Genomic DNA, 15826 nt, shown 5'->3' with positions numbered 1-15826 from the left:
TAGGATATCCAAGTATCTAGCAGCGAGGGACGATCATGACCACACAGATTTCACATTTCATCGACGGCAAGCGCGTGGCCGGGCAATCCAACCGGACGGCCGACGTCATGAATCCCAGCACCGGCGAGGTGCAGGCCAAGGTGCCGATGGCGTCGCGGGCCGAGGTGGACGAGGCCGTCGCCGGGGCCGCGGCCGCGCAGAAGGAATGGGCCGCGTGGAACCCCCAACGCCGCGCCCGCGTGATGATGAGGTTCATCGACCTGGTCAACCAGAATGTCGAGGAGTTGGCCGAACTCCTCAGTTTGGAACACGGCAAGACCATCGCCGACTCCAAAGGCGACATCCAGCGCGGCATCGAGGTCATCGAGTTCGCGATTGGCATCCCGCACCTCATCAAGGGTGAGTACACCGAGGGCGCGGGCACCGGCATCGACGTGTACTCGCTGCGGCAACCGCTCGGCGTGGTCGCCGGCATCACCCCGTTCAACTTCCCCGCGATGATCCCGCTGTGGAAGGCCGGTCCCGCGCTCGCATGCGGAAATGCGTTCATCCTCAAGCCCAGTGAGCGTGACCCGTCGGTGCCGGTCCGGCTGGCCGAGCTGTTCTTGCAGGCCGGTCTGCCGCCGGGCGTGTTCCAGGTGGTGCACGGCGACAAGGAAGCCGTCGACGCCATCCTCGAGCACCCCGTCATCCAGGCTGTCGGCTTCGTCGGCAGCTCCGACATCGCGCAGTACATCTACTCCGGTGCCGCCGCCAACGGTAAGCGGGCGCAGTGCTTCGGCGGCGCGAAGAACCACATGATCGTGATGCCCGATGCCGATATGGACAACGCTGTCGACGCGCTCATCGGCGCCGGCTACGGCAGCGCGGGCGAACGCTGCATGGCGATCAGCGTGGCGGTGCCCGTGGGTGAGCAGACCGCAGACCGGTTGCGCGCCAGGCTGATCGAGCGGGTCAACGGCCTGCGGGTTGGCCACAGCCTCGATCCGAAAGCCGACTACGGCCCGCTGGTCACCGAGGCTGCGCTGGCCCGCGTCAAGGACTACATCCAGCAGGGTGTGGACGCCGGCGCCGAGGCGGTCGTCGACGGCCGCGAACGCACCAGCGACGAGCTGACTTTCGACGAGGCTGACATGTCGAAGGGCTACTTCATCGGCCCGACCTTGTTCGACCACGTCACCCCCGACATGTCGATCTACACCGACGAGATCTTCGGGCCCGTGCTGTGCATCGTGCGTGCCAAGGACTACGAAGAGGCGCTGGCGCTTCCTTCTGAGCACGAATACGGCAACGGAGTCGCGATCTTCACCCGAGACGGCGACACCGCACGCGACTTCGTGTCGCGGGTGCAGGTGGGCATGGTCGGTGTCAATGTGCCGATTCCCGTTCCGGTTGCCTATCACACGTTCGGCGGCTGGAAGCGCTCCGGATTCGGCGACCTCAACCAGCACGGCCCGTCGTCGATCATGTTCTACACGAAGACCAAGACGGTGACGCAGCGCTGGCCCGCGGGCAGCCACGGCGCGGAGTTCGTCATCCCGACCATGAAGTAGCGATGGGCTAAGTGGATTTTTTCGGGCTGGACGAAGACGAACGCGTGATCGCCGAGACGGCGGCCGCGTTCGCCGAGAAGCGCCTTGCGCCTTTCGCATTGGAGTGGGACGAAAGCCACCACTTCCCCACTGACGTATTGCGGGAGGCCGCCGATCTCGGGATGGCCGCCATCTACTGCCGAGAGGATGTCGGCGGCAGCGAGCTACGGCGCCTGGACGCGGTGCGGATCTTCGAGCAGCTGGCGATGGCCGACCCCACGATCGCGTCGTTTCTGTCGATTCACAACATGTGCGCGTGGATGGTCGACACGTACGGCACCGACGAGCAGCGCAAGTCCTGGTTACCGCGGCTGGCCTCCATGGAGGCGATCGCGAGTTACTGCCTCACCGAACCGGGCGCCGGATCGGATGCCGGCGCGTTGAGCACCAAAGCTGTCCGAAGCGGAAACGCCGCCGGATCAGACTGGGTGCTCGATGGTGTCAAACAGTTCATCTCCGGGGCCGGATCCTCTGATGTGTACGTGGTCATGGCCCGTACCGGTTTTGATGAGACAAAGCCGGGCCCACGTCAGATCTCCGCCTTCCTCGTCGAAAAGGACACGCCGGGGCTGAGTTTCGGTGCTCAAGAAGCGAAGATGGGTTGGAACGCCCAACCGACCGCACAGGTGATCTTCGATGGTGTGCGGGTGTCCGCGGACGCGATGCTCGGCGGCGCCGACGGTGAGGGCACCGGCTTCGGTATTGCGATGAATGGGCTCAACGGTGGCCGCATCAACATCGCCGCGTGCTCGCTCGGTGGCGCGCAGGCCGCGCACGACAAGGCGCGCAGCTATCTGGCGGACCGCCAGGCATTCGGCGGCTCGCTGCTCGACGAACCGACCATCCGGTTCGCCCTCGCCGATATGGCGACGGCGCTGCAGGCGTCGCGAACGTTGTTGTGGCGCGCGGCGTCCGCTCTCGACGACGACCATCCGGAGAAGGTCGAGCTGTGCGCGATGGCCAAGCGCTATGTCACCGATGCCTGCTTCGATGTGGCGGATCAGGCGTTGCAGTTGCACGGCGGCTACGGGTATCTCCGCGAGTACGGGCTCGAGAAGATCGTCCGCGATCTACGGGTGCATCGAATTCTCGAGGGCACCAACGAAATCATGCGCGTGGTGATCGGCCGGGCCGAAGCGGCCCGGGGCCGCGCGTCTTAATCAGGAGGCGTCAATGTCGACGATCGCGTTCCTCGGGCTGGGCCACATGGGCGGTCCGATGGCGGCCAACCTCGTCGCCGCGGGGCACACCGTCCACGGCTTCGATCCAGTTGGCGCGCTGAAGGATGCGGCCGCCGAGAAAGGCGCACAGGTCTTCGACAGCGTCGCCGCGGCGGCGTCGGGAGCCGACGTGGTGATCACCTCGCTGCCCAACGGCGACGTCGTGAAGGCGGTGTACGCCGATGCGCTGCCGGCGGCGCCCAAAGGTACGCTCTTCATCGATACGTCGACCATCTCCGTCGACGATGCACGCACCATCAACGCGCAGGCCACCGATCACGGGCATGCCCAGCTCGACGCGCCGGTGTCGGGCGGGGTGAAGGGTGCGGTCGCGGGCACGCTGGCCTTCATGGTCGGTGGCGACGAAGCCGCGGTCGAGCGGGCACGGCCAGTGCTGGAACCGTTGGCCGGCAAGATCATTCACTGCGGCGGTTCGGGCACCGGGCAGGCCGCCAAACTGTGCAACAACATGGTGCTGGCCGTGCAGCAGATCGCCGCGGGCGAGGCCTTCGTGCTGGCTGAGAAACTGGGATTGTCCGCCCAGTCCCTGTTCGACGTGATCACCGGTGCAACAGGCAACTGCTGGGCGATCCACACGAACTGCCCGGTGCCGGGACCGGTTCCGACCTCACCGGCCAACAACGATTTCAAGCCGGGCTTCGCGACCGCGTTGATGCACAAGGACATCGGCCTGGCGATGGACGCGGTCACGTCGACGGGTTCGACGGCTCCGCTGGGCACGCACGCCGCCGAGATCTACGCGAAATTCAACGATACCGACGCCGACAAGGACTTCAGCGCGGTCATCGAGCTGATCCGCAAGGGTCAGGCCTGAGGCCTCGCCCCGAGCACGTCGCGGAACAGCGCTTGTCGCAGCGCTAGTTCTCGCGGGTCGCTGTAGGCGTGATAGCCCAGCTTGTTCAGCACATACCCGTACCCGATGCCGGTGTCGGGATCGGCGAAGCCGAACGAACCACCGAGCCCTGGCCATCCGAAAGCCTTTTCGGTGGAGCCGAATACGAATTTGGACGTGGGCTTGCCGAAGCCCAGCGAGAACGACGCGTCGAGGAACATCACCTTGTCGCGTATACCCCGCGTGGGCGGTACGGCGGGCGCCTCCAGCGCGTCACGGACCGGTCGGCTCAATCCCAACTCCGGGGCGCCGGTTGCGGCGGCACCGTAGAGTTTGGCAACCGAGTCAGCAGACGTCGTCCCGTTGACCGACGGCATCTCCGGTATCCGGACGTCGTCGCGGTTGAAATCGCCGGCGTCCTTCACACCTGCGACCACCACAAAGGCTCGCGCGGGAAGACTTTTCGGGTTGAACAGACTTGCGACGAACAACGGCGGCATCGTGTGGAGATGCAGCAGCATTTCGCGCCTGGTGACCGGTTCGAGACGCGCCACCCGGTTGCGGTCGACCGACGGCGGCAAGCCGATGTGAAGGTCCAACCCCAGTGGATCGGCGATCTCCTCGGCGAAGAACCGGCCGAGCGTGCGGCCCTTCGGGTCCACCTTGCGGATGAGCGCGGACTGATACCAACCGAGCGTCGCCGCGTGATAGCCGTGCCTCGTGCCGGGCGGCCAGGCAGGCACCTGCGCGGCGATTCTCGCCGACATCCTTTCCGGATCAGCGATCTCGGCGAGTGTCAATGGCGGGGTGATCGCGACCAGCCCGGCCTGGTGACTGAACAGCTGCCGCACCGTGATCGCGTCTTTTCCGCCCTCCGCGAACTCGGGCCAATAGTCGACGACCTTCGCGTCATAGCCGATCAGTCCGCGCGACGCGGCGACCGCGACCGCAAGTGAGGCAATACCTTTCGTGGTGGAGAAGACGTTGACGATGGTGTCCTGCTGCCACGGCTCCCGGGTGACACCGTTGCGGTAACCGTCCCACAGCTCGACCACCTTGCGCCCGTCGCGATATACCGCGACGGCGGCACCGGTTTCCTTGCCGGCTTCGAAGTTGCGACGAAACGCGTCGACGACCTTTCCATAGCCCTCGTCGGCGTCACCGCCCATGAGCGTCCCGTTGTCTCATCTTTGCGGCCTCGCCCCCAGTACGTCGCGGAACAACGCCTGCCGCAGCCGAAGTGCGCGCGGGTCGCTGATCAGATGGAATCCGAGCTTGTTCATCACGTAGCCGAAGCCGACACCGGTATCGGGATCGGCGAAACCGACCGAACCGCCCGCACCCGGCGCACCGAACGCCTTGTCCGAGGATCCGATCACGTATTTCGCAGAGTTCGGAATGGGTCTGCCGAACCCCAGTGAGAAGGACGTGTCGACGTGCAACACCTTGTCGCGCAAACCCTTTGTCGGATACGCCGGGGGCGCCGTCAGGGCGGCGAAGACCTCCGGCGTCAAACCGATCTTCGATCCGCCGATGGCGGCGTCGCCGTAGAGCTTGGCCACCGATTCAGCGGTGCCGGTCCCGTTGGCGGCCGGTATCTCGACGACACGGACGTCTTCGCGGTTGAACGTCGAGAGGCCGTTGGCCCCTTCGAATGCGACACCGGCCTGCGCGGTCAACGTCATCGGGATGAACCAGGCGGCCGCCAGCCTCGGTGGCAGCACATGCAGATGCAACAACGTGGCGACCTGGGACGGCACATGCAGATGCGCAACCCGATCGCGATCGATCCAGTCCGGCAGCCCGATGTGGAAGTCCAGGGCCAGCGGTCTAGCGATCTCCTCGGCGAAATACCGGCCGAGAGTGCGCCGCTCGGGATCGACGTGGCGGATGAGTTCGGACGCATACCACCCGAGCGTGACGCCGTGATAGCCGTGGCGGGTCCCCGGCGGCCAAGCGGGCGGCTGTGCGGCCAAGCGCTCCGAGAGACGCTCCGGCACCGCGATATCGGCAAGGGTCAGCAGCGGTTTGATCACCGGCAGCCCGGCCTGATGGGCCAGCAGTTGCCGAACGGTGACCGATTCCTTGCCGCCCTGGGCGAACGCGGGCCAGTAGTCGGCCACTCGTGCGTCGTAATCGAGGAGCCCACGCGAAACGGCTCGCGCGACGGCCAGCGCGGCAACACCTTTGGTCGTCGAAAAGGTGTTGACCAGGGTGTCGTTCGTCCACGGCGCGCGAGTGGTCCCATTGCGGAATCCACCCCAGAGATCGACGACTTTGCGGCCGTCGCGATAGACCGTCAGCGCGGCGCCGACTTCCGCGCCGCTGGCCATGTTCAGCCGAAACGCGTCGGCGACTTTCCCGTAGCCTTCGTCGACCTCGCCGCAGACAAGCTCGGCTGCGACCCCGGTTTTCTGAGCCATGACCTAGTTCACCGCCTCGACGGCGGCTCCAGCCAACGACACACCGCCGTGCGCGCGAATTTTATCTGCGCAGACGGTGCCGAAACGGCACTTTCGGTTAAGCGGCGGTCCGCTTGTGTGTCGCCCACCAACGGCCGTGCATACGCTGGCAGTCGGCGACATGCAGCGGTGCGCTGCCGGCGAAGTCCTCCCGCACCGCGACAGCGGCCGGGATATCGGGCACGCCTTCACCAGTGATGACGACCGTGGCCAGCCCGGATTTCGTCGCGGCCCGCAGCCCGCAGGCCGAGCCGCTGACCGCGAGCGCGTTCTCGGCGGTGATCCCGAGCTCGGCGAGTGCCAGGCGATGGGCTTCGGAATCCGGCATGGGCTTCTTGACGTCCTCGGCGGTCACCACCGTCTCGACGATTCCCTCGCCGACCAGCTGGCGCACCAAGGGCTCCGCCCAGCTGCGCTGTCCGCTCGTCACGACGGCGACCTGCACACCGGCCCCGAAGGTTTCGGCGACGAAGTCGACGAGGCCGGGGCGCGGCGCGAGATCGCGCTCGAGGATCAGCTCGTCGAACAACATCGTCTTGGTCGTGTAGATGTCGTCGGCCAGCAGCCTGGTCAGCACGTCCGACTCGGTGGCCACCCCTCGCTTGCGCAGCTCGGCCGCGACGCGCTGTCGCTCATCGGTGAGCGCGAGCAGCTGCCGGTACCGCGTCACCGACCACTGAAAGTCCAGACCATGCGCCGCGAACGCGGCGTTGTACGCCTCTCGGTGGCCCTCGCACTCGATATCGGTCAGGGCATCGAGGTCGAAGATCACCGCGCGCAGCGGACATCCGGTTCCTGCCGGCGATGCGGAGTCCCACCAGAAGCGGCCCGCGCGCCAAGTCGTCTCGTGCGTTGTCGGCATGCAGCTAGGGTGGCCCACGTCACAGCGTTACAACCTCCCCCATTTGGGGGATCGTCGATGCCAACTTCGTTTCCCAGAGAAAAGGCCAGGTCATAAGGTGGTGCACATGGCTTCCGAAGAGCTGAGCCCACCGGTTCGTCTGGTGCTCGTCGATGATCACGAGATGGTGATCGAGGGTCTCAAGGCCATGCTCGCGGCGTTTCGGGAGCGCGTGGAGGTCGTCGGACAGGCCATCGGCGCCGAACGTGCGCTCAGCGTCGTCGACGAGTTGAACCCCGACATCGTGCTGTCCGACGTCCGCATGCACGGGTCCAGCGGCCTGGACCTCTGCGTGGCGTTGCGCGGTCGCGATCCCAAGCGCAAGGTCGTCATGCTGTCCGTCTACGACGACGAGCAATACCTCTTTCAGGCCCTGCGGGTAGGCGCGTCCGGATACCTCCTGAAAAGCATCAGCAGCGACGAGCTCGTCCGTCAGCTCGAGTTCGTGCACCGCGGTGAGACGGCGATCGACCCGAGCATGGCCGCCAGGGCGGTGGACACCGCCGCACGGATGCAGCGCGACGAATTCTGGCCCGGTGCGCGCCAGGGTTTGACGCAGCGCGAGAGCGAGATCCTCTCGTACGTCGTGAACGGCCTGTCCAACCGCGCCATCGCGTCCAAGCTGGTGATCGGCGACGAGACCGTCAAGACGCACCTGAGCTCGATCTACCGCAAGCTCGGGGTCAGCGACCGCACCGGAGCCGTGGCGACCGCCCTCCGCGAGGGCATTTACCAATGAGCCCGGACGCCCGCCCCCCGAACGCGGTCCGCGACCTCGTCGACACCGACCGCGAACTCGCACTGCTGCGCGAACTGATCCAGGCCGCGTCCAAGGGGCCCGGGGTCGAGCCGCTGGCCGCGGCGGCCGCACGGATGATCACCGCCGCCACCGCCAGCGACGTGTGCTTCGTCCACGTCCTCGACGACAGCGACCGGTCGCTGACGCTCGCGGGCGCGACACCGCCGTTCGACGCCGAGGTGGGCAAGATCCGCTTGCCGTTGGGCCGGGGCATTTCCGGATGGGTCGCCAGCCACCGCGAGCCGGTGGTGATCAGGCAGGACAAGGAAGCCGATCCGCGCTACATGCCGTTCGAGTCCCTGCGCGGCAAGGACTTCACGTCCATGGTGTCGGTGCCGATGGAGACCGACCCGGGCGGGCTGGTCGGCGTGCTCAATGTGCACACCGTCGAGCACCGCGACTTCACCTCTCGCGACGTCGAACTGCTGCTGGTGATCGGCAGGCTGATCGCCGGTGCGCTCCATCAGGCCCGCTTGCACCGCCAGCTGGTCGCTCGCGAACGAGCCCACGAGAACTTCGTCGAGCAGGTCATCGAGGCCCAGGAGCTCGAACGGCGGCGGCTGGCCGGCGATATTCACGACGGCATCTCGCAGCGACTGATCACCTTGTCGTACCGGCTCGACGCGGCCAGCCGCGCGGTGTCCGACGATCCAGAGGCTGCCTCCGAACAGTTGGAGAAGGCCCGCGAACTCGTCGATCTGACGCTGGGCGAAGCGCGCGCCGCCATCAGCGGACTACGTCCGCCTGTGCTCGACGATCTCGGGCTGGCGGGCGGCCTCGCCAGCCTCGCGCGGTCCATCCCCCAGGTCGGCATCGACGTCGAGCTGGTGGAGACCCGCGTGCCCGACCACATCGAGCTCGCGCTGTACCGAATCGCGCAGGAATGCCTGCAAAATGTCGTCAAACATGCGAAAGCCACGTCCGCGCGGCTCACCTTTGCCGTCGACGCGGGCGAGACCGGGGACATCGCCCGGCTCGAAATAGTCGACGACGGAGTCGGTTTCGACACTTTCGAGCATCCCCTGGGCAGCGACGAGATGGGCGGCTACGGCCTGCTGTCGATGGCCGAACGAGCCGAGATCGTCGGCGGCCGGCTGAACATCCGGTCGCGCCCGGGTTCGGGCACCGCGGTGACCGCGACGATCCCGCTTCCGCGCTCTTAGAAGTCGCCGGAATTACGGCGCAGCGTCTCGATCGAGGCCGCGAGCGCACGGGACTCGCTGTCGGACATGCCGATGTCGGCGAACACCTCGCTGTTGAGCGTGACGGTGGCGTCCTCGACCGTCGACCGGCCGAGATCGGTGATCCGCACCAGCGTGGTGCGGCCATCGGTCGGATGGGGTGTGCGCTCCACCAGGCCGTCGGCCTCCAGCCGCCGGATCGCGTGCGTGACGCTGGTGACGTGCACCTGCAGCCGGTCCGACGCCTTGGTGATCGGCAGCGCGCCGCCGCGGCTGAAGGCCAACAACCGCAGCAATTCGTATCGGGAAAAGCTCAGGTCGTACGGCCGCAGCGCGTTCTCGACCCGGGCCAGCAGTATCTGGTGGGCCCGCATCACCGACGTGACCGCCACCATGCCGTCGGCGACGTCACCCCAGCCGAAGCGCTCCCAGTTGGCGCGCGCCAACTCGATGGGGTCGCGCTTGCGCGGCCACGACGGTTGCGAGGGCACGCCCCTTCATACCGCACAGGGCAGGCTCGGGTCCGTGCGATGACTCTCGCGTCTGCCACGAGTCTGTCCTTAACGACAAGGAAGGGAATCGATGTCCATCCAGCATGTACTGGCTGTCGTGCCGGTGTCCGACCTACAGGTGAGCGGCCGCTGGTACGAGACGCTCTTCGGGCGCCCGGCCGACAACAACCCGATGCCGACGCTCGTCGAATGGCAGGTCGTGCCCGGCGGTTGGGTCCAGGTCTTCGTCGACGCCGCACGCGCGGGGTCCGGGCTGCTGAACTTCGCCGTCGACGATCTCCAGACCCACATGGCTGAGCTCCGCGAACGCGGACTCGAGCCCGGCGACGTCACCGGCGCCAGCAAGGGGGTCCACCTGTCGGCGCTCACCGATCCCGATGGCAACACGATCAGCCTGATCGGCGGATTCAGGGTCGAATACTGATCCACGCAGTCACTGCAGCGCAGCCTGCACAGCGCTCACCACCGCACGGGTGGACTGACGGCTGCCGACGGTGATTCGTACACCGCCGTCGGCATAGCCGCGGACCTTCAGGCCGGTACCGTCGAACACCTCGCGCCACTGCCGGCCCCAGGGTGGCAGATAGACGAAGTTGGCGTGAGCATCGGTGCTGTACACCCCCATCGCCCGCAGGCGCATGCGCAGGTAGCGACGTTCGGCGGTGATCATCCGAATACGTTGTTGCAGCTCGCTTTCGGCGTCATACGACGCGGCGACGGCCACCATTCCGGTGATGGCGATACCGAACGGCTGCTGCATGGTCCATAGCTTGCGGGCCAGCTCGGACGCACAGAATCCGTAGCCGACGCGAAGACCCGCCAGCCCATATGCCTTCGAGAAAGTCCGCACCACAACGACATTCGGATAACGGGCGACGAGTTCAGGACCGTCGATGCGATGGTGTGGCGCGAGGAACTCGACATACGCCTCGTCGAGTACGACAACGGTGTCGGCCGGGATGCGCTGAAGAAACCGCCCGATGTCGGCCGCCGACTCGACCGTTCCGGTCGGATTGTGCGGCCGGCACACCACCACGACTCGGGCCTTCGCGGCAGCGTCGGCCATGGCGTCTAGGTCGTGGTGGCCGTGCTCGTCGAGGCTGACGGTGACCGACTCCAGCCGGGCCATGTGGGCGAAGATCGGATAGCCGTCGAACGTCGGGGACGTCATCACCATTTTGTCGCCGGGGCTCGTGACAGCGTTGAGCACCTGCATGATCACGCCCGTGGCACCGACCCCGATGACGACCTGCTCGTCGCGTACACCGAGATGACCGGCGATCAATGTACGAAGCCGCTCGGGAAGGAACTCCGGATACCGGTTGCCCGCATCGATGGCGGACACCAGCGCGGACCGCACCGACGGCAGCGGCGGGAACGGATTCTCGTTGAGCGACAGCGCCATTGGGTTCACCGCACCGGGTAACGCGCCCACGGCTGCGTCCGTCACCTCGCGATTGGGGGTTGACATCAGACCCTCCCACCCCACCTGACGGCTGCGGCTCCCGCGAAGTCTCCGGCGTGCGCGAACGCCGACATCATGACGACATCGCCCTTTTTCAGCTGGCCGTCGGTGATGGCACGGTCCAGGTTGATCGGAATACCCGCGGCGAACAGGTTCCCGCAGTCATCAAAAGTATCGAGGTGTCTCGATTTATCCAGCTCCATCGCTTCGCGCCAGTTCCGCAGGAATGCGCGATTCGGCTGGTTGGTGACAAGGAAGTCGAGATCCCTTGGCTTCACGCCGATCCGATCACAGACCGCGTAGGACACCTCGGGCACCTGTCGGTTGCCCCGGGCCAGCACCTTGGTGATCTTGCTTTCGGTGAACCCGATGCAACCCTCCCCCGGACCGGCTTGCCACCACTTACGGGGCGGATCGACGGCGAGCGTCATATCGCCGGCGAACTCACCGTAGGTGCGGCATTCGATGTCGAGGATCGGCGACTGGTCGGACAGGGTCACCAGCCCCACCGCGGCACCGTCGCCCGGCACTGACGCCTGCGCCTTGCGCCGAATCGTCGGCTGGTCGAACGCCTGACCGGCCGCATTCTGAGCGATCGCGATCAGTGCGGTGCGCCCTTCACCCGACTCGATCAGGTTGCGTGCCACCCTCAGTGCGAGCACGAACGCTGCACATCCGCCGTTGTGCAGATCGAGGACCCAATTCGGTTTCATCCCAAGGCGATGCGCCATTCCGCCGCCTCCGCCGTAGAACGGCATGTCCGGCATCTGGGTGTGGGTGATCAGGATATCGGCGCCCGCGACCGTGTCCTGGCCGTGGCGTTCGATCAGCCCGGCCGCGGCGCATTCCACCATGTCGATAGCCGTCTCGTCCTCGGCGACATGGTGACGGAACTTGGGCGCCTTGAACATCACGTTGTCCCGCAGGTCGTCGGATTCGGCGAACTGGGCGTAGTAGTCGGCGCTGATCGGTTTCCCAGGCAGATACGTCGACACATCGATCAGACTGACAGTCATCACTTCATCCAATCCGGCTTGACGGCGAGGCCGTGGTGATGGCGATACTCGGCGATCGCCTTGAGATTCTTGAGCTCCAGCAGATGACCGGGGCCGAACATGTCCCAGAAGTCTCCGACCCACACCGGGCGCTTGGGCGGTGCGGTCTCCGGGTAGGGATTTTCGTCGTAGAACGGATGATGGCAGTTGGTCCACAGCACCACCGAGCCGGGCTTGTCGAACACCAACTGCGCGTCGACGATTCGCATCAGATAGATCATCCAGAGGTGCTTGCCCTGATCCCAGGCGCAGTGGTAGTCGATCGTGCGCGCGTCGGGGTTGGCGACGGTTCGCGTGTAGATCGGGCTTCCCGTCTCGCCGCCGAGCTTGTCGTAGGCCACCCAGAGTCCGGGTTCATCGGTCTGCTCGAACCCGCGCAGGCTGTAGGTCCACTCCTCGAGGCAGCGGGTGTCCGCCAGCCATTCGTAGAGCTCGTCGGGCGGACAGTCGACGTAATCGTTGACGGTGCAGTATGTTCCGAACACCTCGTCGTGGGGATACACCGACCTCATCATCTCCATGATGATCGGTGTCGCCTTCTCCTTCGGAGAGGTTTCGACGCGGGTCACACCGTCGATCGGGTCGGTGGTGCCGCGGTCGACCGCGATGTCCTCAAGTGCGGGTAGCGACATAGGGGTGCTCCTCCATGGTGATGTCGGGCTTCTTGTCAGCGTCGGCGTCGTTGCCGAGAAATGCTGCGAACGGTGGGATTTCATCTGCGGAACACTCGATGCTCACGACCGAGGGGCCCTCCGCGCCGAATGCGGTTTCGAGCGCGGCGGGCAGGGCGTCGATATCGTCGACGTCCACCGAACGCAGGTCCGGGAACATTGCGGCGAGTCCGGCGCCCAGCCGGCTCGGCCCGAACCGGTTGTAGCTGTACAGGTCGCCGTAGAACTGCTGTTCGCGCGTCACACACATCGCGTGCGCGTGGTTGTCGAACAGTAGAAAGGTGACGGGCAGTCTGTACTGCAGCGCGGTGTGAATCTCCATGCCGTGCATGAAGAACGAGCCATCGCCCGAGATGACGACGGTGCGGCTGTTCGGATCGGCGGCGTTGCCGAACGCCACGCCGATACCGGCACCGAAGCTGTACCCCATACCGCCCATCCCCAGCGCGACGATGAACCGGCCGTCACGGCGGACCGGCAGGTGATGTATCGCCGCAGCGCCGATGTTGCCCGCGTCGACGACGACGTCGACGCCGTCGGGCAGCATCCGGTCGAGCAACGTCATCGCGTCGCGATACCGAATCCCCGGCCCGCCGTGCGCGGGTGGGTGCAGCTCCGTGCGGCGCACCGCATCGGTGACTCGGAGCCGGGGCGGCCTGCCGCGACCTGACAGTGCCGTGGTGAGCCTGGACAACGACCCGCGCAGGTCGTCGGTTTGCACGTGGGTCCACGGCAGAAAGGGAGCCTCGGCCCCGATCGAGTAGACGTTCGTCGACCGCAGCGCATGGTCCAGACCGGCGCGCGCCGTCACCGACAGCCGGGTGCCGACCACGAGGCACAGGGCGCTTTCGGCGATGGCGGTCGCCACGCTGGGATGGCCCATCACACCGGTCACGCCGAGGGCGGACGACGAGCCCATCCCCGGTGTGCCCGCGACGTCTTTGGCGTCGGGCACGCATGCCACCCGCGCCCGCAGCAGTGCCCGCAGCTGTTCGAGTTCGGCACGGGCGTCGTCTCGGGCCACCTGTTCACCGGCGATGATCGTGACCGGACCGTCAGCCCGCCGAAGTGCGCGCACAATCGGATGCGGATCACCGGTGTGTACGTCGCGTTGAGTGATCGAGATGTCGGCACCGTTCACGGCCTTCATTGCCGCCTGCTGAATATCCTTGGGCAACAACAGGACTGCGGAACCGCCCGTCTTCGCTGCGGCAATGGCCTCCGGCAGCGCCGTGATGATGTCTTCTGGGGTCGTCACACGCCGGCAATAGACCGACACCGCCGAGAACAGCGCCTGCCCGTCGAGTGCACCGTTGCGGCCGCTGGTGTCCTGGAACGCACCTCGACCGTCGAGTGTCGTCGGGGCCTGCCCGATGAGTGCCAGCACCGGCACCCGGCTTGCATAAGCTTCGCCTAGGCCGGGAACCGTGTTGAGGCATCCGCCGCCCGACGTCGCGGCGACCACGCCCAGTCCGGCGCCGCTGCGGCTGTAGCCGTCGGCCATTGTGGCAGCGGAGAACTCGTGCTTGGCCAGCACCGCGGTGATGTCAGCGCGGTAGAACGCAGCGTCGTACAGATCCTCGATGTTCGCGCCGTCGACGCCGAAGATGTATTCGACCCCCGCCGACGCGAGATACCCGACCACGTGGTCGACAACTCGATGCCTTGCCATATAGAGGACACGAATGGCTGGAAGATTCGGTTCACCCGGTGTCTGGAATCACAGCTGTTTTTCGAGCAGTACCTGGCCCGAATCGGGTGAAACCAGTTGCACAGCAGCGATTTCGTCGATCGGGAGGGGCGTGTTCGCGCTGGGTAGCGCCGTCGCGCCCGACAAGCCCAGCCACGTCGCGACCTGGCTTTGACTACCGTCGCGGCCGACCACAACCATGCCCAGATTCTGCGGCGGTGCATCGCGCCTGCCCCAGTCGCCGTACGTGCACGCCATGTCGATGCGGGTACCCCAGCCGTAGCCGGTCAGGCTGATGGTCGCGTTGATCGGTGTCTCGGACACCTTCGACATCTCCATCGCGGTTCCGGCGATCTGGTCGGTACCGGTCCCAAATCCCAGCGCATCGGGTCGAATGGCGATCACCAGTCCAACGGCGAGCACCGCAGCCGCGGCGGCCAGCGCGGCGGTCGTCATCCAGCGGGAGCGCCTGCGGCTCGCGTTGACGCGATGCAACAGCGAGTCCAGCATCTGCGGTCGCAGCTGCGGCTCGGACTGTTCTCCGTCGAGCCAGGCCACGTCGGCCTTGTCCAGTTTGGCGAGCAGCGGAGGGATTTCACCCAGTTCCTCGACGGCGGCGCGGCACCGCGGACACGTCTGCAGGTGCGCCTCGTACTCCAGGCGCTCGTCGGTGGACAACGCGCCGAGGACGTAGGCAGCGTCCCACGTCGCATAGCGATCGTCGTCCACGTCGCCACCACCCTTCGGTAGCCCGAACAGTGTCATCTCCTCACCCCCATCTCCTGCAGCCGCAGGCGCAGGGCCTGCATCCCGTAGTGCAGCCGCGATTTCACGGTCCCTTCGGCGATCTGCAGATCGGCAGCCATCTGGGCGGTCGAAGCGCCCTGGTAGTACGCGCGGCTGATGACGGCGCGGTGGTCCTCGGACAGCTGGGCCAGCGCCTCGCTGAGCAACATGCGGTCCAGCGCCGCCTCCACCTCGTCGGGTCCCGCGTGGTCCGCCGCCTGTTCCATGTCGGGGGTGCCCGATTCGCTGCGGAACCTCGCGCTTCGTCTCTCGTCGATGACGAGGTTACGCGCGACGGTGAACAGCCACGCCCGCGCGGATCTCTCGCTGTCGCCGGTCACCTCGGGATGGCGCCACGCACGCAGTAGCGTCTCCTGCACGACATCCTCCGCTCGAGCTGCATCCCCGGTGAGCCGCACGACATAGCGCCAGAGAACTGCGGCGTGCTCCTGATAGAGCACCCGCATGACCTGGCTTTCTGCGGTCCCCGGGTCGTCCAAATTTCAACCTCCGTTGGTAATACGAGGTTGCGGGTCATCCGGTTCAGTGTCGCAGTCGCGGCACAGAGGTGAGGGCGCTCTAGATGTACTGCCCAGGCAGGTTGGTCAACCGCGTTATAGGCGGGACCTTCCCGATCGC

Annotated in this window: 16 protein-coding genes; 6 read left to right on the top strand and 10 right to left on the bottom strand. The window is 66.1% G+C overall.

Annotation, left to right across the window (positions count from 1 at the left end; genetic code table 11):
* Positions 1 to 35 precede the first annotated feature (35 nt).
* From M1248_RS29985 to mmsB, 3 genes are read left to right on the top strand one after another with little or no spacing between them, the layout of a single operon-like run.
* Positions 36 to 1553, top strand: a complete 1518-nt coding sequence (locus tag M1248_RS29985; RefSeq protein WP_317150583.1) for a CoA-acylating methylmalonate-semialdehyde dehydrogenase — start codon at positions 36 to 38, stop codon at positions 1551 to 1553.
* 11 nt (positions 1554 to 1564) lie between these two features.
* The gene (locus M1248_RS29980; RefSeq protein WP_163735593.1) at positions 1565 to 2752 is read left to right on the top strand and encodes an acyl-CoA dehydrogenase family protein; all 1188 of its coding nucleotides are present in this window, start codon (positions 1565 to 1567) and stop codon (positions 2750 to 2752) included.
* A 13-nt stretch (positions 2753 to 2765) separates the two neighbouring features.
* Positions 2766 to 3647 (top strand): 3-hydroxyisobutyrate dehydrogenase, encoded by an 882-nt coding sequence (mmsB, locus tag M1248_RS29975; protein ID WP_317150582.1) that lies wholly within the window; start codon positions 2766 to 2768, stop codon positions 3645 to 3647.
* Here the strand turns inward: mmsB and M1248_RS29970 are convergent.
* From M1248_RS29970 to M1248_RS29960, 3 genes are all read right to left on the bottom strand, one after another.
* Positions 3638 to 4834 carry a serine hydrolase domain-containing protein gene (locus tag M1248_RS29970; RefSeq protein WP_163735587.1) on the bottom strand — a complete coding sequence of 399 codons (1197 nt, stop codon included), beginning with the start codon at positions 4832 to 4834 and terminating at the stop codon, positions 3638 to 3640. The genes mmsB and M1248_RS29970 overlap by 10 nt on opposite strands.
* A 15-nt stretch (positions 4835 to 4849) precedes the next feature.
* Positions 4850 to 6088 carry a serine hydrolase domain-containing protein gene (locus M1248_RS29965; RefSeq protein ID WP_163735584.1) on the bottom strand — a complete coding sequence of 413 codons (1239 nt, stop codon included), beginning with the start codon at positions 6086 to 6088 and terminating at the stop codon, positions 4850 to 4852.
* Positions 6089 to 6185: 97 nt separating this feature from the next.
* On the bottom strand, positions 6186 to 6989 hold the full coding sequence (locus tag M1248_RS29960; RefSeq protein ID WP_163735581.1) for an HAD family hydrolase: 804 nt from the start codon (positions 6987 to 6989) through the stop codon (positions 6186 to 6188).
* Positions 6990 to 7095: 106 nt separating this feature from the next.
* Between M1248_RS29960 and M1248_RS29955 the strand changes: the two genes are divergently transcribed.
* Positions 7096 to 7767, top strand: coding sequence for a response regulator (locus M1248_RS29955; protein ID WP_163735573.1), 672 nt, complete (start codon positions 7096 to 7098; stop codon positions 7765 to 7767).
* Entirely contained in the window at positions 7764 to 8990 is a 1227-nt protein-coding gene (locus M1248_RS29950; protein WP_163735571.1) for a GAF domain-containing sensor histidine kinase, read from the top strand. The genes M1248_RS29955 and M1248_RS29950 overlap by 4 nt, the downstream gene beginning before the upstream one ends.
* Here M1248_RS29950 and M1248_RS29945 read toward each other — a convergent pair.
* Positions 8987 to 9499 carry a MarR family winged helix-turn-helix transcriptional regulator gene (locus tag M1248_RS29945; protein WP_163735569.1) on the bottom strand — a complete coding sequence of 171 codons (513 nt, stop codon included), beginning with the start codon at positions 9497 to 9499 and terminating at the stop codon, positions 8987 to 8989. The two genes, M1248_RS29950 and M1248_RS29945, sit on opposite strands and share 4 nt — an antisense overlap.
* Before the next feature lie 91 nt (positions 9500 to 9590).
* Between M1248_RS29945 and M1248_RS29940 the strand changes: the two genes are divergently transcribed.
* Positions 9591 to 9944, top strand: coding sequence for a VOC family protein (locus M1248_RS29940; RefSeq protein WP_163735566.1), 354 nt, complete (start codon positions 9591 to 9593; stop codon positions 9942 to 9944).
* 9 nt (positions 9945 to 9953) lie between these two features.
* Here M1248_RS29940 and M1248_RS29935 read toward each other — a convergent pair whose 3' ends face one another.
* From M1248_RS29935 to M1248_RS29910, 6 genes are read right to left on the bottom strand one after another with little or no spacing between them, the layout of a single operon-like run.
* Positions 9954 to 10991, bottom strand: a complete 1038-nt coding sequence (locus tag M1248_RS29935) for a pyridoxal phosphate-dependent aminotransferase (protein ID WP_317150581.1) — start codon at positions 10989 to 10991, stop codon at positions 9954 to 9956.
* The gene (locus tag M1248_RS29930) at positions 10991 to 12001 is read right to left on the bottom strand and encodes a 3-oxoacyl-ACP synthase III family protein (RefSeq protein WP_317150580.1); all 1011 of its coding nucleotides are present in this window, start codon (positions 11999 to 12001) and stop codon (positions 10991 to 10993) included. The genes M1248_RS29935 and M1248_RS29930 overlap by 1 nt, the downstream gene beginning before the upstream one ends.
* Positions 12001 to 12672 carry an SRPBCC family protein gene (locus tag M1248_RS29925; protein ID WP_317150579.1) on the bottom strand — a complete coding sequence of 224 codons (672 nt, stop codon included), beginning with the start codon at positions 12670 to 12672 and terminating at the stop codon, positions 12001 to 12003. The genes M1248_RS29930 and M1248_RS29925 overlap by 1 nt, the downstream gene beginning before the upstream one ends.
* On the bottom strand, positions 12653 to 14383 hold the full coding sequence (locus M1248_RS29920; RefSeq protein WP_317150578.1) for a thiamine pyrophosphate-binding protein: 1731 nt from the start codon (positions 14381 to 14383) through the stop codon (positions 12653 to 12655). Before M1248_RS29920 ends, M1248_RS29925 begins: the two co-directional genes overlap by 20 nt.
* Before the next feature lie 48 nt (positions 14384 to 14431).
* Positions 14432 to 15166 carry an anti-sigma factor family protein gene (locus tag M1248_RS29915; RefSeq protein ID WP_163735551.1) on the bottom strand — a complete coding sequence of 245 codons (735 nt, stop codon included), beginning with the start codon at positions 15164 to 15166 and terminating at the stop codon, positions 14432 to 14434.
* Complete coding sequence (locus tag M1248_RS29910; protein ID WP_163735548.1) at positions 15163 to 15687, bottom strand: sigma-70 family RNA polymerase sigma factor; 525 nt, start codon at positions 15685 to 15687, stop codon at positions 15163 to 15165. Before M1248_RS29910 ends, M1248_RS29915 begins: the two co-directional genes overlap by 4 nt.
* Positions 15688 to 15826 lie beyond the last annotated feature (139 nt).

Source organism: Mycobacterium sp. 29Ha (assembly GCF_032883055.1).
Classification (GTDB): Bacteria; Actinomycetota; Actinomycetes; order Mycobacteriales; family Mycobacteriaceae; genus Mycobacterium; species Mycobacterium gallinarum.
The sequence above is the reverse complement of the archived record's forward strand: the minus strand, read 5'-3'. Positions and strand labels throughout refer to the sequence as shown.

Excerpts from the sequence above, each read along its gene's own strand:
- M1248_RS29965 (WP_163735584.1), bottom strand. The coding sequence starts at position 6,088 with ATGGCTCAGAAAACCGGGGTCGCAGCCGAGCTTGTCTGCGGCGAGGTC.
- mmsB (WP_317150582.1), top strand. The coding sequence starts at position 2,766 with ATGTCGACGATCGCGTTCCTCGGGCTGGGCCACATGGGCGGTCCGATG.
- M1248_RS29985 (WP_317150583.1), top strand. The coding sequence starts at position 36 with ATGACCACACAGATTTCACATTTCATCGACGGCAAGCGCGTGGCCGGG.
- M1248_RS29915 (WP_163735551.1), bottom strand. The coding sequence starts at position 15,166 with ATGACACTGTTCGGGCTACCGAAGGGTGGTGGCGACGTGGACGACGAT.
- M1248_RS29950 (WP_163735571.1), top strand. The coding sequence starts at position 7,764 with ATGAGCCCGGACGCCCGCCCCCCGAACGCGGTCCGCGACCTCGTCGAC.
- M1248_RS29940 (WP_163735566.1), top strand. The coding sequence starts at position 9,591 with ATGTCCATCCAGCATGTACTGGCTGTCGTGCCGGTGTCCGACCTACAG.
- M1248_RS29960 (WP_163735581.1), bottom strand. The coding sequence starts at position 6,989 with ATGCCGACAACGCACGAGACGACTTGGCGCGCGGGCCGCTTCTGGTGG.
- M1248_RS29970 (WP_163735587.1), bottom strand. The coding sequence starts at position 4,834 with ATGGGCGGTGACGCCGACGAGGGCTATGGAAAGGTCGTCGACGCGTTT.
- M1248_RS29925 (WP_317150579.1), bottom strand. The coding sequence starts at position 12,672 with ATGTCGCTACCCGCACTTGAGGACATCGCGGTCGACCGCGGCACCACC.
- M1248_RS29955 (WP_163735573.1), top strand. The coding sequence starts at position 7,096 with ATGGCTTCCGAAGAGCTGAGCCCACCGGTTCGTCTGGTGCTCGTCGAT.
- M1248_RS29930 (WP_317150580.1), bottom strand. The coding sequence starts at position 12,001 with ATGACTGTCAGTCTGATCGATGTGTCGACGTATCTGCCTGGGAAACCG.
- M1248_RS29935 (WP_317150581.1), bottom strand. The coding sequence starts at position 10,991 with ATGTCAACCCCCAATCGCGAGGTGACGGACGCAGCCGTGGGCGCGTTA.
- M1248_RS29920 (WP_317150578.1), bottom strand. The coding sequence starts at position 14,383 with ATGGCAAGGCATCGAGTTGTCGACCACGTGGTCGGGTATCTCGCGTCG.